19 protein-coding genes are annotated in these 20,233 nt (G+C 64.7%); 11 read left to right on the plus strand and 8 right to left on the minus strand.

The window, feature by feature from the left end; translation table 11 throughout:
- Positions 1 to 24: 24 nt before the first annotated feature.
- Complete coding sequence (locus tag U5A67_RS09040; RefSeq protein WP_205983071.1) at positions 25 to 567, minus strand: response regulator transcription factor; 543 nt, start codon at positions 565 to 567, stop codon at positions 25 to 27.
- Positions 568 to 655: 88 nt separating this feature from the next.
- Complete coding sequence (locus tag U5A67_RS09045; protein WP_321813771.1) at positions 656 to 2,023, minus strand: ATP-binding protein; 1,368 nt, start codon at positions 2,021 to 2,023, stop codon at positions 656 to 658.
- Between the two features lie 116 nt (positions 2,024 to 2,139).
- Between U5A67_RS09045 and U5A67_RS09050 the strand changes: the two genes are divergently transcribed.
- Positions 2,140 to 3,774, plus strand: coding sequence for a hypothetical protein (locus U5A67_RS09050; RefSeq protein ID WP_321813772.1), 1,635 nt, complete (start codon positions 2,140 to 2,142; stop codon positions 3,772 to 3,774).
- 10 nt (positions 3,775 to 3,784) lie between these two features.
- Here the strand turns inward: U5A67_RS09050 and U5A67_RS09055 are convergent, their stop codons facing one another.
- Positions 3,785 to 4,012 carry a cysteine-rich CWC family protein gene (locus tag U5A67_RS09055; protein ID WP_321813773.1) on the minus strand — a complete coding sequence of 76 codons (228 nt, stop codon included), beginning with the start codon at positions 4,010 to 4,012 and terminating at the stop codon, positions 3,785 to 3,787.
- 324 nt (positions 4,013 to 4,336) lie between these two features.
- Between U5A67_RS09055 and argB the strand changes: the two genes are divergently transcribed.
- The 7 genes from argB to U5A67_RS09090 all read left to right on the plus strand — a co-directional run bounded on the left by argB (position 4,337) and on the right by U5A67_RS09090 (position 11,674).
- On the plus strand, positions 4,337 to 5,236 hold the full coding sequence (gene argB, locus U5A67_RS09060) for an acetylglutamate kinase (protein ID WP_205983076.1): 900 nt from the start codon (positions 4,337 to 4,339) through the stop codon (positions 5,234 to 5,236).
- Positions 5,237 to 5,365: 129 nt separating this feature from the next.
- Positions 5,366 to 6,148, plus strand: a complete 783-nt coding sequence (locus U5A67_RS09065) for a pyrimidine 5'-nucleotidase (RefSeq protein ID WP_321813774.1) — start codon at positions 5,366 to 5,368, stop codon at positions 6,146 to 6,148.
- A gap of 190 nt (positions 6,149 to 6,338) precedes the next feature.
- The gene (gene slmA, locus U5A67_RS09070) at positions 6,339 to 7,016 is read left to right on the plus strand and encodes a nucleoid occlusion factor SlmA (RefSeq protein ID WP_205983078.1); all 678 of its coding nucleotides are present in this window, start codon (positions 6,339 to 6,341) and stop codon (positions 7,014 to 7,016) included.
- Between the two features lie 246 nt (positions 7,017 to 7,262).
- Positions 7,263 to 8,408 (plus strand): homoserine O-succinyltransferase MetX, encoded by a 1,146-nt coding sequence (gene metX, locus U5A67_RS09075; protein ID WP_205983079.1) that lies wholly within the window; start codon positions 7,263 to 7,265, stop codon positions 8,406 to 8,408.
- Positions 8,405 to 9,013, plus strand: a complete 609-nt coding sequence (metW, locus tag U5A67_RS09080) for a methionine biosynthesis protein MetW (RefSeq protein ID WP_205983080.1) — start codon at positions 8,405 to 8,407, stop codon at positions 9,011 to 9,013. Before metX ends, metW begins: the two co-directional genes overlap by 4 nt.
- Before the next feature lie 67 nt (positions 9,014 to 9,080).
- Entirely contained in the window at positions 9,081 to 10,499 is a 1,419-nt protein-coding gene (locus U5A67_RS09085) for an AmpG family muropeptide MFS transporter (RefSeq protein WP_321813775.1), read from the plus strand.
- Positions 10,500 to 10,561: 62 nt separating this feature from the next.
- Positions 10,562 to 11,674, plus strand: a complete 1,113-nt coding sequence (locus U5A67_RS09090) for a M48 family metallopeptidase (protein WP_415767800.1) — start codon at positions 10,562 to 10,564, stop codon at positions 11,672 to 11,674.
- A gap of 39 nt (positions 11,675 to 11,713) precedes the next feature.
- Here the strand turns inward: U5A67_RS09090 and U5A67_RS09095 are convergent, their stop codons facing one another.
- The 5 genes from U5A67_RS09095 to gatC all read right to left on the minus strand — a co-directional run bounded on the left by U5A67_RS09095 (position 11,714) and on the right by gatC (position 16,960).
- A complete protein-coding gene (locus tag U5A67_RS09095) occupies positions 11,714 to 12,496 on the minus strand; it encodes an exodeoxyribonuclease III (protein ID WP_205983082.1) in 783 nt (260 codons plus the stop codon).
- Positions 12,497 to 12,567: 71 nt separating this feature from the next.
- Positions 12,568 to 13,413, minus strand: coding sequence for a polyphosphate kinase 2 family protein (locus tag U5A67_RS09100; protein ID WP_205983083.1), 846 nt, complete (start codon positions 13,411 to 13,413; stop codon positions 12,568 to 12,570).
- A 107-nt stretch (positions 13,414 to 13,520) separates the two neighbouring features.
- Positions 13,521 to 14,996, minus strand: coding sequence for an Asp-tRNA(Asn)/Glu-tRNA(Gln) amidotransferase subunit GatB (gatB, locus tag U5A67_RS09105; RefSeq protein ID WP_321813776.1), 1,476 nt, complete (start codon positions 14,994 to 14,996; stop codon positions 13,521 to 13,523).
- A 3-nt stretch (positions 14,997 to 14,999) separates the two neighbouring features.
- Positions 15,000 to 16,490, minus strand: coding sequence for an Asp-tRNA(Asn)/Glu-tRNA(Gln) amidotransferase subunit GatA (gene gatA / locus U5A67_RS09110; RefSeq protein ID WP_321813777.1), 1,491 nt, complete (start codon positions 16,488 to 16,490; stop codon positions 15,000 to 15,002).
- A gap of 170 nt (positions 16,491 to 16,660) precedes the next feature.
- A complete protein-coding gene (gene gatC, locus U5A67_RS09115) occupies positions 16,661 to 16,960 on the minus strand; it encodes an Asp-tRNA(Asn)/Glu-tRNA(Gln) amidotransferase subunit GatC (RefSeq protein WP_205983086.1) in 300 nt (99 codons plus the stop codon).
- 382 nt (positions 16,961 to 17,342) lie between these two features.
- Between gatC and U5A67_RS09120 the strand changes: the two genes are divergently transcribed.
- The 3 genes from U5A67_RS09120 (at position 17,343) to mreD (ending at position 20,199) form a co-directional block, all read left to right on the plus strand.
- Positions 17,343 to 18,386 (plus strand): rod shape-determining protein, encoded by a 1,044-nt coding sequence (locus tag U5A67_RS09120; protein ID WP_004189550.1) that lies wholly within the window; start codon positions 17,343 to 17,345, stop codon positions 18,384 to 18,386.
- A 230-nt stretch (positions 18,387 to 18,616) separates the two neighbouring features.
- Positions 18,617 to 19,687, plus strand: a complete 1,071-nt coding sequence (gene mreC / locus U5A67_RS09125; protein WP_321813778.1) for a rod shape-determining protein MreC — start codon at positions 18,617 to 18,619, stop codon at positions 19,685 to 19,687.
- The gene (gene mreD, locus U5A67_RS09130) at positions 19,687 to 20,199 is read left to right on the plus strand and encodes a rod shape-determining protein MreD (RefSeq protein ID WP_205983088.1); all 513 of its coding nucleotides are present in this window, start codon (positions 19,687 to 19,689) and stop codon (positions 20,197 to 20,199) included. Before mreC ends, mreD begins: the two co-directional genes overlap by 1 nt.
- Positions 20,200 to 20,233 lie beyond the last annotated feature (34 nt).

The following is a 20,233-nucleotide window of genomic DNA, read 5'->3' on the forward strand; positions in this document are numbered from 1 at the left end:
ATTGCGATACCGCTTCGAAAACGCTTATTGCTTGACCGGGCGCTTCGCGAGCTTGCGCTGCAGCGTGCGGCGATGCATGTTGAGCGCGCGCGCCGTGGCCGAAATATTGCCGCCGTGCTCGGACAGCACGCGCTGGATGTGCTCCCATTCGAGACGCGCAACCGACAGCGGCGCGGGATGCTCGATGGCGGCATCCGCCTGCAGCGCGCTGGCGTCGCCTTGTAGCGCCGTGAGGATCATTTCGACGTTGGCAGGCTTGGCCAGATAGTTATCCGCGCCGTCCTTGACCGCCTGCACCGCCGTGGCGATGCTCGCGTAGCCGGTCAGCACGAGCATGCGGGCGTCGGGCTGCAGATCGCGCAGCGGCGCGATCAGCGTGAGGCCCGAGTCGTTGCCCAGATGCAGGTCGACGGTGATCTGCCCGAACTTCTGCTGATTGGCGAAGCGGATTGCTTCTTCGGCGTTGTGCGCCTGCTGGACCTGGTAACCGCGTCGCGTCAGACCGCGCGCGAGGATGTCGGAGAAGACTTCGTCGTCGTCGATCACCAGAAAATTCATATCGCTCATGCCACTTTCTCCGTGTTGCACCGATGTTCCGTATCGTTCGGGTCGGGGCCGGCCGCGTTGATCGCGCCAGGCCTCGCCTGAACCCAGATTAATGCCCTTGATGCGCCGCTGCCGCGCCGTCGCGCGAGCCCGCAGCCACGCTCGCCTCACCCGCCACCACGCCTTCGCTGACCGGCACGCGCAGCACCGCACGCGTGCCACGCGCCTTGCGCGGGCGGGCGTTGACGGCCGATTCGTCCGCGCCACGGCTGGCCGAAGCGCTGGCCGAGACATCGGCGAGATCGATCGACCCGCCCAGACGCGCCGCCGACGAAAACGCCAGATACAGTCCCACGCCATGGCCGCCCTGCGTGCTGTCCACCGGCGCCGCGCCCAGCGAGGCGCGCAGCGACGGCGGAATGCCCGGCCCCGCATCGCAAACCTCGAAATCGATATACCCCGGAAGCGACGCGGCGCGTAGCGTCACAAAGTCGCGGCTCGCGCGCGCGGCGTTGTCGAGCAGGATCGTGAGGATCTGCCCGACCGCCACGGTATCGTCCAGGCACAGGTCGGAAGGCGTATTGCCAAGCAGTTCGAAATGCACATGCGGATGGCGCAGACGCCACTGCTCGACAAACGGCTCGAGCCATTCGCTCACGGCCTGACGGCTGCCCGTGGACGACGCCCGGCTACGCAGGCGCGCCAGCGCGGACGTGCAAAGCGTGATCTGTTTGTCGAGCAGTTCGAGGTCGGCGGAATACGGTTCGAGGCCTTTGTCGCTGCGGGCGATGTCGCGCAGTTCTTCCGTCAGCATGGCGATGCTGGACAGCGGTGTGCCGATTTCGTGCGCCACGGTGGCCGCCTGCACGCCGAGCGCCACCGCGCGTTCGTCGCGCAACAGGCGCTGCTGCGCATCCGCAAGCGCGCTTTCGCGCTCGCGCAGCGCGCGCGACATGCGCGCCACGAACCATACGATGAGCGCGACGCTCACCATGAAGTTCACCCACATGCCTGCGCGGTAGTAATCGAACAGGTTGGCGGGATTGTCGAGACTGAGCGGAACGTTGTCGAAACCGAGCAGCACGTAGCAGACCACCGCAAAGCACGCGAGCCAGGCCGTGAGATACCACGGCAGCACGGCGGCCGCGATGGCGAGCGACGGCAGATAAAGCGAAACGAACGGATTGGTCGTGCCGCCCGAGAGAAACAGCAGCGCCGAAAGCGCGCCCAGATCGACCCATAGTTGACCGAACAGTTCGAGATCGGATTCGGGACGATCCTGCGTGACACGCAGCCAGGTCACGCCGTTGAACGCGACTTCGAGCGCGATCACGAACAGCATGGCGGGCAGCGGCAATTGCACGCCGAAGAAGAATTGCACGAACGCAATCGTGCACAGCTGGCCGATGATGGCGAGGCTGCGCAGCCAGAACACATGGCTAAGATTGACGCGGGCACTGACAGTTATGCGATGCATGGCGTCAGTTTACCTGTTCGGACTTGTCTGATTCATCGTCTTGAAAAGGTTTGCTTCAATATCTGTCATACGCCGATGACTGAAACGGCGGCTTTTTCCGACATGGCAAGCAGAAGATGACTACCTTTACGCCCGATCCCACTCAAACGCTGCGTGATCTCTTTTTCGATTTCGTTGATGCCGCCTGCGGCGATATGTCGTCGGTCGACAGCTTGCTGTACGCCACGCGCGCCGCGCTGCGCGGGCTCGACGACGATACGCTGATGGTGCTCGCCTCACGCGCCCAGCAGCCCGAATTGGCGAACGAAGCGGTTCGCCTGAGCGCCGCCGCCGCCCGGCTCGAACCCGGGCGCGCCGCCACGTGGTTCGCCGCTGGCCTGGCCCTGCAATTCACGAATCGCCATGCCGACGCCGTAGCACCTTACCGCCGCGCACTCGAAATCGATCGAACGTTTCCAAATCTGCGCAACAATCTTGCGACCGCCTTGATGCAGATCAATTCGAACGCCGACGAAGCCAACTCACTGCTCGACGAACAGCTCGCGCAGGACCCCGATGACGTCAACACCTTGACCAATCTCGGCCGCGTGCGTGCCGACGAAACCGATGTCGCGCGGCCACTCGAAGCGAGCCGCCGGGCCATTGCGCTGGCACCTCACAATCCGCTGGCGCTCAACAACTACTCGATGGCCAACCGGGAGGCGCAGAACTGGGCGGAAGCCGAGCGCGCGGCCCGTACCGCCTGCCAGTATGCCCCGAACGACGCCTCGATACGCGTGAACCTGGCGATGACGCAGCTCGTGCGCGGCAACTTCGCCGATGGCTGGGCCGATCACGAGTTGCGCTGGCAAGGTTCGAGCGAACTGAAAGCCGGTCGCCCGGTGTTTCCGAAGCCCGAATGGCGCGGCGAGCCGCTGGCCGGCCGCACGCTGCTGGTGTGGGGCGAACAGGGCATGGGCGATCTGCTGCAGTTCAGCCGCTATATCCCGATGCTCGCCGAACGCGTGCGCCGCGAAGGCGGCAAACTCCTGTGGAATTCGTTCCCGCAGATGGGCGCCCTGCTCGCTCGCAGCATGGCCGGGCACTATGACCAGTACACCGCGGGCGGCCCTGTCGAAGCGCTGCCGCCGTTCGATTACGAGATCTCGCTGGTCAGCCTGCCGTTGTTCTTCGCTACCCGCGAAGACACGATTCCCGGCCCGACGCGCTATCTGAGTTCCGAACCGGCCGCCACCGCGCGCTGGCGCGAACGCCTGGCCGGCGAGACGCGCCTGAAAGTCGGTCTGACCTGGACCGGCAGCCTCACGCACAAGCGCAATCCGTTCCGGCGCGTTGGCCTGGATCGCCTGGCGCGTCACTTCGGCGGCCTCGACAACGTGGCGTTCTACTCGCTGCAACCGGGCGCCGAAGCCGACGTCGCCGCCGCGCGCGAAGCCGGCTTCGAGGTGATCGACTTCACCCGCGAGTGGAAAAATTTCGACGACACCGCCGCTTTTGTCGACGCGCTCGATCTGGTGATCTCGGTTTGCACGTCGAGCGCGCATCTGGCCGGTGCGCTCGGCCAGCGCACCTGGGTGCTGCTGGATGTGAATCCGCATTGGGTCTGGCTGCTCGATCGCCGCGACAGCCCGTGGTATCCGAACACCACGCTGTATCGGCAGAAGCAGTTCAAGCAATGGGAGCCGGTGCTCGACGACATGCGCGCCGATCTGGCGAAACTGGCCGCCGCCCATCGGGCCGGGGCGGCCTGAGCATCGCGCGTCAGCGGGGCGTGCCGCTCTTCGGCGCGCTGCCCGCCGCCACCGCCGCGGCGAGACATTCGGGGCACATGCAGCGCCCGCGCGGGTCGAGCTGGTTGGCCGGCAAGGCCGGCAGCGCGTTGCACCAGCAATCGAATGGCTCGGTGTGGCGGCCGCAGTCGAAGGCGCAGCCGCAGCGCGGACAGCGCGCGTGCCGGACGGCATGCGGGGATGAAGCGGAGGCGGTCATGGCGGCGCGCTCCCAGGAAAGCCGGCGGCGGCAATGAAGAAATGATGCCACAGCGCGAGCTTCGCCCAAACGCCCCGCTCACGCGCCATCGGCAGGGTTGTCGCAAGATTTTCACGGAAATTGCCGCAAGATCGCGCATAAAGCACGCCAATTACGCCATGACGCGCGCATCTGTCGCAGGATTGCATCGCTGCCGGCCGCCACCTGGCGAAAACCCTGTTGCAGCGCGCTAGTCCTGTACAATTCGGCCTGTTTCGCCCGCGCTTTTACCAGCGCGCCTTTTCAGGCGTTTTTCGCCCCGTTTTCCTGTCCAGCCCCGCCGCCATGTCCGAGCCCATCGACCTCTCGCAGATCGCGCCTACCCTGAAAGCCGAAATCCTGGCCGAAGCGCTGCCCTACATCCGCCAGTACCACGGTAAGACCGTCGTCATCAAATACGGCGGCAACGCCATGACCGAAGAGCGTCTGAAGCAGGGCTTCGCGCGCGACGTGATCCTGCTCAAGCTCGTGGGTATCAACCCGGTCATCGTGCACGGCGGCGGCCCGCAGATCGACACGGCGCTGAAGAAGATCGGCAAGCAGGGCACCTTCATCCAGGGCATGCGCGTCACGGACGAAGAAACCATGGAAGTCGTCGAGTGGGTGCTCGGCGGCGAAGTGCAGCAGGACATCGTCACGCTGATCAACCACTTCGGCGGCCATGCGGTCGGCCTGACCGGCAAGGACGGCGGCCTGATCCACGCCCGCAAGCTGATGATGCCGGACCGCGACAACCCGGGTCAGTACATCGACATCGGCCAGGTGGGCGAAGTCGACGCGATCAACCCGGCGGTCGTGAAGGCGCTGCAGGACGACGCGTTCATTCCGGTGATCTCGCCGATCGGTTTCGGCGAAGACGGCCTGTCGTACAACATCAACGCCGACCTCGTGGCGGGCAAGCTCGCGGTCGTGCTGAACGCCGAAAAGCTCGTCATGATGACGAACATCCCCGGCGTGATGGACAAGGAAGGCAACCTGCTGACCGATCTTTCGGCGCGCGAGATCGACGCACTGTTCGAAGACGGCACGATCTCGGGCGGCATGCTGCCGAAGATCTCGTCGGCGCTGGACGCGGCCAAGAGCGGCGTGCGCTCGGTGCACATCATCGACGGCCGTATCGAGCATTCGGTGCTGCTGGAAATCCTGACCGAACAGCCGTTCGGCACGATGATCCGCTCGCACTAAGCGTCACACCAGGCTGTACTTGCTGCGCCCGGTTTCACGGGTCCGGCAGCAAACCGGCGGCGGCTTCACGCTGCCGCCGGCTTCTCTCTTCGCGCGACATACGCGCCTGCATTCGATGAACGCAGCACGATGACCCGCAGCACATCCGACACTTCCCGCCCGCTTCGTCGTCGCCCGCATGCTGCACGCGGCTCGCGCGGCGCCAGCGCGCCCGGCCGGCGCACGCCCATCTGGCTGTTCGATCTCGACAACACGCTGCATGGCGCCTCGCGCGCGATCTTCCCGGCCATCAACCGGGGCATGACGCAGTACATCATCGATGCACTGGGCGTGAGCCGCGATGCCGCCAACCATCTGCGCACCAGCTACACGCAGCGTTACGGCGCGGCGCTGCTCGGTCTCACGCGCCATCATCCGATCGATCCGCACGACTTTCTGAAGGTCGTGCACACCTTCCCCGATCTGCCCAACATGGTTCACGCCGAGCGCGGTCTCGCACGCACGCTCGCGGCGCTGCCGGGCCGCAAGATCGTGCTGACCAACGCGCCCGAAGCCTACGCGCGCGCCATGCTCGCGGAACTGGGTATCGAACAGCTGTTCGAGCGCGTGGTGGCGATCGAGCACATGCAGACGCGCGGACGCTGGCGCGCCAAGCCCGACCACGGCATGCTGCGCGCCGTGCTGCGCGAGGCGCGCGCGCCGCTCGCGGACGCCATCCTCGTCGAGGACACGCACGGGCATCTGAAGCGCTACCGGCGTCTGGGCATCCGCACGGTCTGGATCACTGGCCATCTGCCCGCGCATCTGGAGCGCTGCAGCCGGCCGCACTATGTCGATCACCGCGTTCGTTCGTTAAAATCCTTGCAGCGCGGCCTGCAGCACACGCCGCTGCGAGGCCGGCCGCGCGTCTGACGCGCGACTGCCCGCGCAATGGCAACGGCCGCAACCCTGACGCCCGACGGACCACGGGCGCAGCGCGCAGCACGACATGACATTCGCCGGATGCGCCCAGCGCACCCAGAGCGACGATAAACGGCAGGACTCAGCGGTACGGCGGCCCGATAACGCAATGGCCCGCCAGCCGCACTCAGGGGCGACATTCATGCAGCCGAGCCATTCGTTGGAAACGCGTGACGCAGTCGTAGCAGCAGAATCATCCGCAACACCTGAAGCCGCGCCGCGCCGCAGCCGTCCGAAGCCAGGCGAGCGGCGCGTGCACATCCTGCAGACGCTCGCGTCGATGCTCGAAGTGCCGCGCGGCGAGAAGATCACCACGGCCGCGCTCGCGGCGAAGCTGGGCGTCTCCGAAGCGGCGCTGTATCGCCATTTCGCCAGCAAGGCGCAGATGTACGAAGGGCTGATCGACTTCATCGAGCAGACGCTGTTCGCGCTGATCAACCAGATCGTCGCCAAAGAGCCGGGCGGCGTTTTGCAGGCGCGGGCGATCGCGCTGATGCTGATCCAGTTTTCCGCCAAGAACGCCGGCATGACGCGCGTGCTGACCTGCGAAGCACTGGTGGGCGAGCACGAACGCCTCGCCGAGCGCGTCAATCAGATGCTCGACCGGATCGAGGCTTCGCTGCGCCAATGCCTGCGCGTGGGCCTCGCCGAAGGCCGCGAAAGCGGCGCGCCCGCCCTGCCCGCCGGTTACGATCCGGCCGTGCGCGCGAATCTGATGGTGCGTTACGTGATCGGTTGCTGGCATCGCTATGCGCAAAGCGGCTTCACGCGCTCGCCCGCCGAACATGCGGATGAGCAGATTCGCGTGATCCTCGCGTAATCCCTCGCTAATACGCTCAAACCGGCCCGCGCGGCCGCTTTGCACTTTTTCCGATATACTCTGCATTCATTTTGCAATACCCACGCGCCGATTTGCTGACTCGATTGCGGGCGCGTGAACTCCCTGGACATGGGTCCGGCGGAGTTCGATATAAATGCGGCTAAAGAGGTCGTCAGCTGCGCCAACTCATTCGCACTCCGCGCTCGCCGACACCGTTTAGCCGCCCGAAAAACACAGGCGGAACGAATGGAATCGATCGGCATCGTCGCTCCTCAAACACTGCATTTCGACGAGCCTCTGCAACTGCAGAACGGCACGGCGCTGGCCGGGTACGACCTCGTGGTCGAGACCTACGGCACGCTCAATGCCACGCGCAGCAACGCGGTGCTCGTCTGTCACGCGCTCAACGCGTCGCACCACGTCGCGGGCGTCTACGCGGATAACCCCAAAGATGTCGGCTGGTGGGACAACATGGTCGGGCCGGGCAAGCCGCTCGACACCAACCGCTTCTTCGTGATCGGCGTGAACAATCTGGGCTCGTGCTTCGGCTCGACCGGCCCGATGAGCATCGATCCCGCCACCGGCAAGCCGTGGGGCGCGAAGTTTCCGGTCGTGACCGTGGAAGACTGGGTCGACGCGCAGGCGCGCGTGGCCGACCGCTTCGGCATCGAGAAATTCGCGGCGGTGATGGGCGGCAGCCTCGGCGGCATGCAGGCGCTGGCCTGGAGCCTGCGCTATCCCGACCGGCTCGGCCACTGCATCGTGGTCGCCTCCACGCCGAAGCTTTCGGCGCAGAACATCGCCTTTAACGAAGTCGCGCGTTCGTCGATTCTTTCCGACCCGGACTTCCACGGCGGCGACTACTACGCGCACAACGTCAAGCCCAAACGCGGCCTGCGCGTGGCGCGCATGATCGGCCACATCACCTATCTGTCCGACGACGACATGGCCGAGAAATTCGGCCGCGCGCTGCGCCGCGCCGAAGGCGCCGAAGCCGCCTACAACTTCAATTTCGACGTGGAATTCGAAGTGGAGTCGTATCTGCGCTACCAGGGCGACAAGTTCGCCGATTACTTCGACGCCAACACCTATCTGCTGATCACGCGCGCGCTCGACTACTTCGATCCGGCCAAGGATTTCGACGGCGATCTCACGCGCGCGCTCGCGCACACCAAGGCCAAATACCTGGTGGCGAGTTTCAGCACCGACTGGCGTTTCGCGCCCGCACGCTCGCGCGAGCTGGTGAAGGCGCTGCTCGATCACAAGCGTCAGGTGACTTACGCCGAGATCGACGCGCCGCACGGCCACGACGCCTTCCTGCTCGACGACGCGCGTTATCACAACGTCGTGCGCGCCTATTACGAACGTATTGCTGCTGAGGTGGGCGCATGAACCAGAGCGCTTTCGACAGTCTTTCCGCACGTCCCGACTTTCGCACCATCGCACGCTGGATCGAGCCGCGCTCGACCGTGCTCGACCTCGGTTGCGGCGACGGCGCGCTGCTCTCGCTGCTCGGCGAAGAGATGGAGTGCACGGGTTACGGCATCGAGATCAACGACGCGGGCGTGCTCGCCTCGACGAAAAACGGCATCAACGTGATCCAGCAGAATCTGGAAGACGGCCTGCGCCTGTTCGAAGACGCGAGTTTCGATTTCGCGATCCTTTCGCAGACGCTGCAGACCATTCACCAGACCGCCGCGATCCTGCGCGAGACCGCGCGCGTGGGCAAGGAATGCATCGTCTCGTTCCCGAATTTCGGTTACTGGCCGCACCGGCTTTCGGTGCTCAAGGGCCGCATGCCGGTGTCGAAGTCGCTGCCTTACCAGTGGCACAACACGCCGAACGTGCGGGTGCTCACGGTGAAGGATTTCGAGGCGCTGGCGCCCGAAGTGGGCATCGAAATTCTCGACCGCGCCGTGCTGCACGGGGGCCAGACCGTTCGTTGGGGTGTGAACTGGCGTGGTAGTCTTGCGGTCTATCGCGTGAAGAAACGCTGACGCCGGGACCGCGGCGCGCGCTTTTCACCGCATCCACCGATACACCGCGCCGCCGCTACCCGACGACATGCCGAATCCGCCCCAAGAGGCCACCACACAAGACGCGCACGACGCTCACGACGTCAACGCGCACGAAGACCATCCAGGCTGGCGCGCGTACCTGAACACGCACATGCTGATCTGCGTGTTCCTCGGCTTCACGTCGGGGCTGCCGCTTTTCACGCTGGTCTATCTGGTGCAGGCCTGGCTGCGCTCCGAAGGCGTCAATCTCAAGGAAATCGGCCTCTTCGCGCTGATCCAGTTTCCCTATACGTGGAAATTCGTCTGGGCGCCGCTGATGGACCGCTACGTGCCGCGTCTGCCGGGCTGGAAGCCGGGCCGCCGGCGCGGCTGGATGCTGGTCACGCAGATTCTGGTGGCGGGCGCGATCGCCGCGCTGGGCTTTGTCTCGCCGAAAGAATCGATCTGGACCGTGGCCGCGCTCACGGCGCTGGTGGCCTTTTTCGGCGCCAGTCAGGATATTTCGATCGACGCCTACCGGCGCGAACTGCTCAGGGACACCGAACAGGGTCTGGGCAACGCGGTCCACGTGAACGCGTACAAGATCGCCGCGCTGGTGCCGGGCTCGCTCGCGCTGATTCTCTCGGATCACCTGCCGTGGAGCACGGTGTTCGTCGTCACGGCGGCCTTCATGATTCCCGGCATGCTGATGACGCTCGTGGTGCGCGAGCCGGAAGTGCATGGCACGCCGCCCAAAAATCTGCGCGAAGCCATCGTACAGCCGTTCGCCGAATTCGTGAACCGCGACGGTCTCGCCGCTGCCCTCTTCGTGCTGGCGTTCATCTTTCTGTACAAACTCGGCGATACGATGGCCACGACGCTTTCGACGTCGTTCTTCCTCGATATCGGCTATTCGCGTACTGAAATCGGCGTGATCGCCAAGATGACCGCGTTCGGCGCGAGCCTTGCGGGCGGCATTCTGGGCGGCATCGCGCTGGTGAAGATCGGCATTGGACGCGGCCTGTGGATTTTCGGCTTTTTGCAGATGATCTCGACGCTCGGTTTCGCGTGGCTGGCCCAGCTCGGCCCCGGTTCGCCCACGCTGGCGCTGATCTACGACGCCGTCGTGACGGCGAGCCACGGCGTATCGCAGATCGCGGCGATCTTCGGCGCGCATGCGCAGCTCACGCTCGATCCGCGCGCGGTGGCGCTCGCGCTCGTCTACGGTTTCGAGACCTTCGCGACAGGCCTTACACTAGCCGCCTTCACCGCCTATATCGCGAGCACGACCGACCCGCGCTACACGGCCACGCAGTTCGCGCTGTTCACGAGCCTCGCCTCGGTGCCGCGCACGCTGGCCTCCGCCGCCAGCGGCTTTGTGGTCGCGAAAATCGGCTGGTTCGATTACTTCATCGCCTGCACGCTGCTCGCTCTACCGGGTATGCTCCTGCTCATTCGTATCGCCCCCTGGAGAAACCGGAAGTGACCCCGCCTCAGCATGCCGTTACCGCCTCCCGTCAGACGCACCGACGTCCGGGAGGCAGAAGCGTGCACGCCGCGGGGCCGCAGCGTGAGCGCCTTCGCACCGCCTTGCGCGCAATCGCGCTGATGCTGGTTGCCGCGCTGCCTGCGGGCTTTGCGCAAGCCACTGAAAACCCGGCTGCCAATACCGCCAGTTCCGCTTCGACACCCGCTCCCGCCGCGCTCTCCAGCGCCGCGGAAACGGCGGGCGCGACCTCGGCCAATGCGCCGACACTGCCGCCGCCGGGCAACAACCTCGGCAATACCGGCAATACCGGCAATCCCGGCACTCTGTCGCCCGCCCTGCAGAACGGCGGTCCGAGCACGGGCCGCGTGGTGCGCTTCGGCAATATCGGCGTATTCCGCAATCTGATTCCGTCGCCCGCGCTCGAAGCGCAAGCCGCCGCCGAATACAACGAGATCGTGCGCGGCGCCGCGCATTCGAAGCTGCTCTATCCAGAAAGCGATCCGCACGTGCAGCGCGTGCGCCAGTTCGTCGACCGGCTCGCGCCGTATTCGCTCAAATGGAGCGATCGGGTGAAGAACTGGAAGTGGGAAGTGGCCGTGATCCGCTCGCCCGATTTCCGCATGTACTGTCTGCCGGGCGGCAAGATCGTGGTGTACGGCGGCCTGCTCGACCGCGTCAAGCTCAACGACAACGAACTGGGCATGCTGCTCGGCCACGAGATCGCGCACGCGGTACGCGAGCATGTGCGCGAGCGTCTGGGCGAACAGCAGGCCGCGCAGATCGAATCGGGTGTGGTGCCGCAACTCTTCGGGCTGGCCGATCTGGGCGTGTTTCCGCTGGGTATCGGCTCGCGTCTGGTGGAAATGCACTATGGCCGCGCCGATGAAACCGAAGCCGATGTGATCGGCAGCGATATCGCGGCCCGCGCGGGCTTCGATCCGCGCGCGGCGCTCACGCTCTGGGACAAGCTCGCGGTGGCGACGAAGTCGGACCGCGATCAGGGCTTTATCTACGTGCATCCGTACACGCCGGCGCGGCGCGCGGATATCGCCAAGCGTCTCGCGGACATGATGCCGCTCTACGCGAAGGCCGTCGGCAAGCCGCTTAACGAATTGCCCGATTACCAGGGCATCGCGGCGGTGCAACGGCGCAAGGTGGTGGCGGCGCCCTGAGTTCGGGCGCGCGCCTGGCTGGCGATCGCTACGCCACGCTTACTTCTTCTTGACCTTCCAGTCGTAATCGACCGTCAGCGGCGCGTGGTCGCTGAACTTGATGTCGCGGAACACATCGGTGCGTTTCGCCGTGGCCGCGATGCCCGGCGTGGCGATCTGGTAATCGATACGCCAACCCACGTTCTTCGCATACGCCTGACCGCGATTGCTCCACCACGTGTACTGCTCGGGGCGCTGATCGAGCGTGCGGAACACATCCACGTAACCCACTTCGTCGAACAGTTGCGTGAGCCACGCGCGCTCTTCGGGCAGGCAGCCGGAGTTCTTCTGGTTGCCCTTCCAGTTCTTGATGTCGATTTCCTTGTGGACGATGTTCACGTCGCCGCACACGATCACTTCGCGCTCGCGGCTGAGTTCGGCCAGATGCGGCATGAACGCGTCCATGAAGCGATATTTGGCCTGCTGGCGTTCGTCGCCGCTCGAACCCGACGGCACATACACCGAGATCACCGACAGATTGCCAAAGCGCAGTTCCACATAGCGCCCTTCGGCGTCGAATTCTTCGCTGCCAAAGCCGATGATGACTTCGTCCGGCTCGCGGCGCGCGTACACGCCCGCGCCGCTATAGCCCTTCTTCACCGCATGCTGGAAGTAACCCTTGAAATCGTGCGGCGCGAGGAATTCGGGCGTCATGTCGTCCTGCGAGCACTTGATTTCCTGCACGCAGAGCACGTCGGCGTTCTGTTCGCCGAACCATTCGAAGAAGCCCTTCTTCGCCGCGGAGCGGATGCCATTGAGGTTCGCGGTGATCACACGCAGCATTTTTCTATCCTTGTTGGGGTTTCGTTTTCAGGCGATGAAGCAGGTTCGAGCTTGAGTTCCAGGCTTGAACATCACTCGATCTTCATGCCTTCGAGTTCGGGTTTCGCCGGCGGAAATTCGAGCTTCAGGCCTTCCATCAGGCGCAGCAGCAATTCGGCCACCATGACGTTGCGATGCGTCTTCGAATCGGCGGGAATCACGTACCAGGGCGCGTGCTCGCTCGACGTGGCCGCGAGCGCGTCGCGATAAGCGGCCTGATAAGCGTCCCAGTGCTTGCGCGCTTCGAGATCGGAGAGATCGAATTTCCAGTGCTTCGAAGGATCGTCGATACGCGCCTGGATGCGACGGCGCTGCTCGTCCTTCGAAATGTGCAGCCAGCATTTGATGATGGTCGTGCCGTTTTCCACCAGCATGCGTTCGAAGTCGCGAATCTGCGCGTAGCGGCGCTCGCATTCGGCCGCGTCGATCTGGCCCATCACGCGCGGCACCAGCACGTCTTCGTAGTGACTGCGGTTGAAGACCGCCAGTTCGCCGGCTGCCGGGACGTGCATATGCACGCGCCAGAGGTAATCGTGCGACGCCTCGATCGGCGTAGGCGCGCCAAACGGCACGATGCGCAGGCCGAGCGGATCGACTTCGTGGAACACGCCGCGAATGGTGCCGTCCTTGCCGCTCGTGTCCATGCCCTGCAGCACCAGCAGCACGCGCTGATGACGCTGCGCATGCAGACGCTCCTGCAGCACGTCGAGCTTGTCGCCAATCGCGGCGAGCCGCTCGCGATCGCTGTCCTTGCTGCCCGTGGAGAACGGCTTGGCCGACGGGTCGATCGCTTCGGGCGAGAAGGCATCGGCCTTCTTGTCGCCGAAATACGGCACGCGGAAATCGTCGAGGTTCGGGGAATTCGGGGACTTCGCCATCGCTTCGGTTCTCCTTGGTCAATCCGCCTCTTCAAGCGGCGAGGCGGCGTCGCACAACCTGCACGACGCCGCCTCGCCAATCTGCCGCTCGACAGCCCGTCAGACTATCAGCCCAGCTTCTTCTTCAGCAGTTCGTTGACCTGCTGCGGATTCGCCTTGCCCTTGGTCGCCTTCATGGCCTGGCCGATCAGCGCGTTGAAGGCCTTTTCCTTGCCCGCGCGGAATTCCTCGACCGACTTCGGGTTCGCGGCGAGCACCTCGTCGATGATCGCTTCGAGCGCGCCGGTATCGGAAATCTGCTTGAGGCCCTTCGCTTCGATGATGCGGTCCACGGCGGCTTCGTCGGTGGCCTTCTCGTCCCACATCGCCTGGAAGATTTCCTTGGCGATCTTGTTCGAGATCGTGCCGTCGGCGATACGCGCGAGCAGCAGCGCGAACTGCGCAGCCGAGACCGGCGATGCGCCGATGTCCAGACCTTCGCGGTTCAGTTGCGACGAGACTTCGCCCATCAGCCAGTTCGCGGCGGCCTTCGCCTGCGCGGCGCCTGCCTTGGCGACCACGGCCTCGAAATACGCGGCCATCGCCTTGCTCGACGTCAGCACGTTCGCGTCGTACGGCGTCACGCCGTATTGCTCGACGAAACGCGTCTGCATCGTGGCCGGCAGTTCGGGCATTTCGCCCTTCACGCGCTCGATCCACGCTGCGTCGATCGTGAGCGGCATCAGATCGGGATCGGGGAAATAACGGTAATCGTGCGCGTCTTCCTTGCTGCGCATCGAACGCGTTTCGCGCTTGTCCGGGTCGTAGAGACGCGTTTCCTGCACCACCGTGCCGCCGTCTTCGATCAGCTCGATCTGACGACGCACTTCGTACTGGATGGCTTCTTCGAGGAAGCGGAACGAGTTCAGGTTCTTGATTTCGGCACGCGTGCCGAACTCCTTCTGACCGACCGGACGCACGGAGACGTTCGCATCGCAACGGAACGAGCCTTCCTGCATGTTGCCGTCGCAGATGCCGAGCCACACGACCAGCGTGTGCAGCGACTTCGCGTAGGCCACGGCTTCCGCCGCGCTGCGCATTTCAGGTTCCGTAACGATTTCGAGCAGCGGCGTGCCCGCGCGGTTCAGGTCGATCCCCGTCATGCCCGCGAAGTCTTCGTGCAGCGACTTGCCGGCGTCTTCTTCGAGGTGCGCGCGCGTCAGATTGATGGTCTTCTCGTACGCTTCCTTGCCGGACTTTTCGTTGGCCGGCACCTGGATCGTGATCGTGCCGCCCTGCACGACCGGAATCTCGTACTGGCTGATCTGATAGCCCTTCGGCAGATCCGGGTAGAAGTAGTTCTTGCGCGCGAAGATGCTGCGCGGCGCGATCGTCGAACCGATCGCGAGACCGAACTGGATCGCGCGCTCGACGGCGCCGCGGTTCATCACCGGCAGCACGCCCGGCAACGCGAGATCGACGGGGCAGGCCTGCGTGTTGGCGGCCGCGCCGAACTGCGTCGATGCGCCCGAGAAGATCTTGGAGACCGTCGACAGCTGCGCGTGCGTCTCAAGACCGATAACGACTTCCCATTGCGTGCTCATGCTTTACACCCCTGCCGGCGCCTTGCGATGCCAGTCGGTCGCGCGCTGGAAAGCGTCGGCGACCTGCAGCATGCGGGCCTCGTTGAAATAGTTGCCGACGATCTGCAGACCGACCGGACGTTGCGCGTTCGCGCCTGCGCCGAAACCGCACGGCACGCTCATGCCGGGCAGACCCGCGAGGCTGGTCGACAGCGTGTAGATATCCGCGAGATACATCTGCAGCGGATCGTCGCCCTTCGCGCCCAGATCCCATGCCACGCTCGGTGCCACCGGACCCATGATGACGTCGCACTGCTTGAATGCTTCCTGGAAGTCCTGCGCAATGATGCGTCGGATCTTCTGCGCCTGCAGGTAGTACGCGTCGTAGTAGCCGTGCGAAAGCACGTAGGTGCCCACCAGAATGCGGCGCTTCACTTCGCGGCCGAAGCCTTCCGCGCGCGACTTCTTGTACATGTCGAGCAGGTCGGTGTACTGGTCGGCGCGATGGCCGAAGCGCACGCCGTCGAAACGCGACAGGTTCGACGAGGCTTCCGCCGGCGCGATCACGTAGTACACGGGAATCGACAGTTCGGTCTTGGGCAGCGTGACTTCCACGAGCGTGGCGCCGAGCGACTCGTAGGTCTTGAGCGCGGCGTCGATGCTCGCACGCACGTCGTCGGCCAGACCCGCGCCGAAGTATTCCTTCGGCAGGCCGATGCGCAGGCCCTTGAGCGGTTTGTCGGCGGTAGCGTCCGGCGTCCAGTTCTGGCCGAGGTGACGCGTGTAGTCTTCGTCCTCGCGCTGCAGGCTGGTGGAATCGCGCTCGTCGAAACCGGCCATGGCGTTGAGCAGCAGCGCGCAGTCGGCGGCGCTTTGCGCCATCGGGCCGCCCTGGTCGAGCGACGAGGCGAACGCGATCATGCCGTAGCGCGACACGCGGCCATACGTGGGCTTGATGCCCGTGATGCCGGTAAACGACGCAGGCTGACGGATCGAGCCGCCGGTATCCGTGCCCGTTGCGACGGGCGCGAGGCGTGCGGCCACAGCCGCGGCCGAACCGCCCGACGAGCCGCCCGGCACCGCGTTCTTGTCCCACGGGTTCTTCACCGCGCCGAAGTGCGAGTTCTCGTTGGACGAGCCCATCGCGAATTCGTCCATGTTGGCCTTGCCGAGCGTCACCATGCCGGCGCGTTCGAGGCGTGCGACCACCGTGGCGTCGAACGGGCTCACGTAGTTTGCAAGCATCTTCGAGCCTGCGGTCGAGCGCCAGCCGCGCGTCACGAACACGTCCTTGTGCGCGAGCGGGATGCCGGCGAGCGGGCCGGCGTGACCCGAGTGCAGGAGCGCGTCGGCGGCCTTCGCCTGGGCGATCGTCAATTCGGGATTGACGTCTACAAAGGCGTTCAGGTCTTGATGTGCCTCAATCCGGCCGAGGAAATGCTGGGCCAGTTCGACTGCGGAGCACGCCTTCGCGGCCAGTGCGGCGCGCAGTTCGGTCAAACTTTTGTCATGCATTGCGTGATTCCTGGAAGATCGTAACGGGGCGGTCACAACGATCGCACCGTCCGGGAGCGCCGCGCACATGCGCGGGCTGCGCCCCGCCAATTCGGGGGTGGCAACGTTTTCAGAAGTTAAGCTCAGATGACTCGAACTTCTTCGAAAACGCCGCCAAAATGAGCGTTTGTTTACTCAATCACACGCGGGACAAGGTAAAGTCCGTCCTGTACCGCGGGGGCGGGGCGCTGGAAGGCCTCGCGATCCACGGTTTCGGTTACCGCGTCCTCGCGCAGTCGCAGCGCGACGTCTTCGATCTGTTCGATCGGATGCGCGAGCGGCGCAATACCCGTGGTGTCCACGGCCTGCATCTGCTCGACGAGCCCGAAGAAGTTATTCAGGCTTTCGAGCGTATTGCTGGCCTCGGCGTCGGCCAGTTCGAGGCGCGCGAGATGCGCGATGCGCTTCACATCGGTCAGGGTCAGGGCCATGCGGTCACCGGAAAAAAATTGAGACTGGAGCAGCGCGCAAAAAACGGTGCTGCAACAGCGATTTATCGCGCCGGATCCGGGGGCGGAAGAAAGCCTCGACGAGGTCAAAAACTGCCATTCGGATCCTGCAAAACAGGCAAAATTATAAGGTATCATTACGCGTTCGACTCAAACCCGGACCGCCTTGCACCTGCCTTTCAACCCTGGTCGCAGCAATTTGCGCCCAGCAGGCGCGCAGCGGGGCCGCCTCCGGTAACCATTCCCGCAGTTTCAGGCTCCTCGCGGCGGCGCTTTCCGCCCGTCCTGAGGCTGTTATTTTTTCCGCTGCCGCCCGTGACCCGCTCGTCCCGTAGGTCGGCCACAAGCGAGACAGGATTTTTGAATGTTCGGTTTTCTGCGTAGCTACTTCTCCAACGATCTCGCGATCGACCTCGGCACCGCCAACACGCTGATCTACATGCGCGGCAAGGGCATCGTCCTTGACGAGCCGTCGGTTGTGTCCATCCGCCAGGAAGGCGGCCCGAACGGCAAGAAAACGATTCAGGCAGTCGGCAAGGAAGCCAAGCAGATGCTTGGCAAGGTGCCGGGCAATATCGAAGCCATCCGCCCGATGAAGGACGGCGTGATCGCCGACTTCACCGTCACGGAACAGATGATCAAGCAGTTCATCAAGACGGCACACGAATCGCGTATGTTCTCGCCGTCGCCGCGCATCATCATCTGCGTGCCCTGCGGTTCGACCCAGGTCGAGCGCCGCGCGATCAAGGAAGCCGCGCACGGCGCAGGCGCTTCGCAGGTCTACCTGATCGAAGAGCCGATGGCCGCTGCAATCGGCGCCGGCCTGCCGGTCTCGGAAGCCACCGGCTCGATGGTGGTCGACATCGGCGGCGGCACGACCGAAGTCGGCGTGATCTCGCTGGGCGGTATCGTGTACAAGGGCTCGGTGCGCGTGGGCGGCGACAAGTTCGACGAAGCGATCGTCAACTACATCCGCCGCAACTACGGCATGTTGATCGGCGAGCAAACCGCTGAAGCCATCAAGAAGGAAATCGGTTCGGCCTTCCCGGGTTCCGAAGTCAAGGAAATGGAAGTGAAGGGCCGCAATCTGTCGGAAGGCATCCCGCGCAGCTTCACGATTTCGAGCAACGAAATCCTCGAAGCGCTCACCGATCCGCTGAACCAGATCGTCTCGTCGGTGAAGATCGCGCTGGAACAAACGCCGCCGGAACTGGGCGCCGACATCGCCGAACGCGGCATGATGCTCACGGGCGGCGGCGCGCTGCTGCGCGACCTCGACCGCCTGCTGGCCGAAGAAACCGGTCTGCCGGTGCTGGTCGCCGAAGACCCGCTCACCTGCGTGGTGCGCGGCTCGGGCATGGCGCTCGAGCGCATGGACAAGCTGGGCAGCATCTTCTCGTACGAGTAAGCGCTGAGCGGCGGGTGCAGGCGGCGCGGTCGATGTCGATGCCAGCGCGCCTGCAATTGCCAGCGCAGGGTCGCCGGCAAATCCGCTACCATCGACGCGCAACGAACGTGAGAGGCGGCAGACATGCTGCCGCGCAGCACGGCGTCCCCGGGTTTCCGGCGTGACGCCGCCAATGCCTCGCACGTTTCACCGTTAGTTTCACCGAACCGCACACGCCCCCGGCGCCGACCATGGAATACAGTCCGCCGCCTTTATTCAAGCAAGGCCCTTCGGCACTCGCACGGCTGCTCTTCTTTGTCGTGCTGTCGATCGCGCTGCTGATCTCCGACGCGCGCTTCAAGACTCTCGAAGTCGTGCGCGGCGTGCTCGGCGCTGGCCTCTATCCGCTGCAACGCGCCGCGCTCGTGCCGCGCGACCTCTTTATGGGCGCCGCCGATCTGGCCGTCACCAGCGCCTCGCTGCGCCAGGACAACGCGCAGTTGCACGCGCGCAATCTCCAGCTTTCGCAGCAAGCCAATCAGGCCGCCTCGCTGGCCGCCGAAAACACGCATCTGCGCGCGCTGCTGCAACTTTCGCAGCGCATTGGCGCGCCTACGACGCCTGCTGAAATCCAGTACGACACGCGCGATCCCTTCACCCAGAAAGTGGTGATCGGCGGCGGTTCGCAGCAGGGTGTGCAGGACGGCGCGCCCGTGCTCAGCGAAGACGGCGTGATCGGTCAGGTCACGCGCGTATTTCCGATGCAGTCCGAAGTGACGCTCGTGACGGACAAGGACCAGGCCGTGCCGGTCGAAGTCGTGCGCACGGGCCTGCGCAGCGTGATTTACGGCACCGCCAAGGGCGATCTGCTCGATCTGCGTTTCGTGCCGATCAGCGCCGACCTGCAAAACGGCGACGAACTCGTGACCAGCGGCCTGGACGGCGTCTATCCGCAAGGTCTGCCGGTGGCGAAGGTCATTCGCGTCGATAAACAGGCCGATACGGCATTCGCGCGCGTGGTCTGCGCGCCGCTCGCCGCCGTGCGCGGTGCGCGCCAGGTGCTGGTGCTGCATTTCGTGCGCCAGGTGCCGCCGAATCCGGTCGAAGCCGCCGAGGCCGCAGCGGCAGCCGCCGCCGCCGAAGCCAAGGAAGCGAAGAAGAAGGCCGCGAAGGACAAGAAGGCCGACGACAAGTCGAAGGGCGCCTCGGCGCCTGCCGCCGCCAAGCCTGCCGCAAATGTTACGCAACCTGTGACGCCACCCGCTACGCAAGCCACGACGCAACCCGCACCGGCCAAACCCGCCGCGCAAGGGGGCCACTGATGGCGCGTCCGCAATACATTCTCCAGCCGGTCAACCCGTACTTCATCGCGTTCAGTCTCGCGGCGGCGTTCCTGTTGAACCTGCTGCCGTGGGGCAAACTGCCGGGCGTGCCGGATTTCGTCGCGCTCGTGCTGCTGTTCTGGAACGTTCATCAGCCGCGCAAGGTAGGCATGGGCATCGCGTTCTGCCTCGGCCTGTTGATGGACGTGCATAACGCCAACCTGCTCGGCGAACACGCGCTCGCCTACACGCTGCTGTCGTTCGGCGCGATCACGATTCACCGCCGCGTGCTGTGGATGTCGATCGGCGTGCAGATGTTCGCCGTCACGCCCCTGCTCGTGGGCGCGCAGGTCGTGCCGTTCGTGATCCGCCTGTTGATGGGCGCATCCTTCCCCGGTTGGGGCTATCTGATCAGCGGCTTCGTCGAAGCCGTGCTGTGGCCGGTCACCAGCCTGTTGCTGCTGCTGCCGCAGCGCCGCCCCGTCGATCCCGACGATACGCGGCCCATCTGAGCGGCCGCGTGCCGCTCACCGTTGAAAGTCGCAA

The organism is Paraburkholderia sp. J69-1 (genome assembly GCF_905220255.1).
Lineage (GTDB): Bacteria > Pseudomonadota > Gammaproteobacteria > Burkholderiales > Burkholderiaceae > Paraburkholderia.

Coding starts and splice junctions, on each gene's coding strand:
- U5A67_RS09040 (WP_205983071.1), bottom strand. CDS start 567: ATGAGCGATATGAATTTTCTGGTGATCGACGACGACGAAGTCTTCTCC.
- U5A67_RS09045 (WP_321813771.1), bottom strand. CDS start 2,023: ATGCATCGCATAACTGTCAGTGCCCGCGTCAATCTTAGCCATGTGTTC.
- U5A67_RS09050 (WP_321813772.1), top strand. CDS start 2,140: ATGACTACCTTTACGCCCGATCCCACTCAAACGCTGCGTGATCTCTTT.
- U5A67_RS09055 (WP_321813773.1), bottom strand. CDS start 4,012: ATGACCGCCTCCGCTTCATCCCCGCATGCCGTCCGGCACGCGCGCTGT.
- argB (WP_205983076.1), top strand. CDS start 4,337: ATGTCCGAGCCCATCGACCTCTCGCAGATCGCGCCTACCCTGAAAGCC.
- U5A67_RS09065 (WP_321813774.1), top strand. CDS start 5,366: ATGACCCGCAGCACATCCGACACTTCCCGCCCGCTTCGTCGTCGCCCG.
- slmA (WP_205983078.1), top strand. CDS start 6,339: ATGCAGCCGAGCCATTCGTTGGAAACGCGTGACGCAGTCGTAGCAGCA.
- metX (WP_205983079.1), top strand. CDS start 7,263: ATGGAATCGATCGGCATCGTCGCTCCTCAAACACTGCATTTCGACGAG.
- metW (WP_205983080.1), top strand. CDS start 8,405: ATGAACCAGAGCGCTTTCGACAGTCTTTCCGCACGTCCCGACTTTCGC.
- U5A67_RS09085 (WP_321813775.1), top strand. CDS start 9,081: ATGCCGAATCCGCCCCAAGAGGCCACCACACAAGACGCGCACGACGCT.
- U5A67_RS09095 (WP_205983082.1), bottom strand. CDS start 12,496: ATGCTGCGTGTGATCACCGCGAACCTCAATGGCATCCGCTCCGCGGCG.
- U5A67_RS09100 (WP_205983083.1), bottom strand. CDS start 13,413: ATGGCGAAGTCCCCGAATTCCCCGAACCTCGACGATTTCCGCGTGCCG.
- gatB (WP_321813776.1), bottom strand. CDS start 14,996: ATGAGCACGCAATGGGAAGTCGTTATCGGTCTTGAGACGCACGCGCAG.
- gatA (WP_321813777.1), bottom strand. CDS start 16,490: ATGCATGACAAAAGTTTGACCGAACTGCGCGCCGCACTGGCCGCGAAG.
- gatC (WP_205983086.1), bottom strand. CDS start 16,960: ATGGCCCTGACCCTGACCGATGTGAAGCGCATCGCGCATCTCGCGCGC.
- U5A67_RS09120 (WP_004189550.1), top strand. CDS start 17,343: ATGTTCGGTTTTCTGCGTAGCTACTTCTCCAACGATCTCGCGATCGAC.
- mreC (WP_321813778.1), top strand. CDS start 18,617: ATGGAATACAGTCCGCCGCCTTTATTCAAGCAAGGCCCTTCGGCACTC.
- mreD (WP_205983088.1), top strand. CDS start 19,687: ATGGCGCGTCCGCAATACATTCTCCAGCCGGTCAACCCGTACTTCATC.